This window comes from Zunongwangia atlantica 22II14-10F7, assembly GCF_002094855.1.
Taxonomy (GTDB): Bacteria; Bacteroidota; Bacteroidia; order Flavobacteriales; family Flavobacteriaceae; genus Zunongwangia; species Zunongwangia atlantica.
Genome location: NZ_ARYN01000082.1, coordinates 1 through 430, shown reverse-complemented (window position 1 = coordinate 430; position 430 = coordinate 1). Strand labels below are relative to the sequence as shown.

Below are 430 nucleotides of genomic sequence, written 5' to 3'. Positions count from 1 at the left end.
AAACCCGGTTCTGGGTGCTTAAAGTGCCTAAAATTACGGCTGAAGAAACGGATTATCTCTATCATCTTGACCGGGAAGTTCCGTCCTTTCTACATTTTTTAAAACACCGTCAATTGCATTCCAAACATTTGACCAGGATGTGGTTTCATCCTTCCCAGTTAAAAACGCCAGCCTTAAAAAAATTACTTGCCAATAATCGTAACCGGGTAGAAAAAGAACTGGCCACCATTTTACTAATGGGCATGGATCATTTTAATATCGATGACATTCAACTCTGCCCGATTGATGCATTACAATTACTGAATCGTACCAGGATTAAAACAGATCTTACCCAGCTTAGACGACTGCTGAAGAATTCCTGGAAATTAGAGAATCAAAAGAATACACTTTGCTATCAAAGATTGGTCTGGTGGGGGGATGGATCGATAGA

General features: G+C 40.0%; 1 pseudogene. It reads left to right on the top strand.

Annotated features, from left to right (window positions below):
* Positions 1-430 (top strand): annotated as a pseudogene (locus tag IIF7_RS20950) (primase-helicase family protein); the annotation flags it as partial.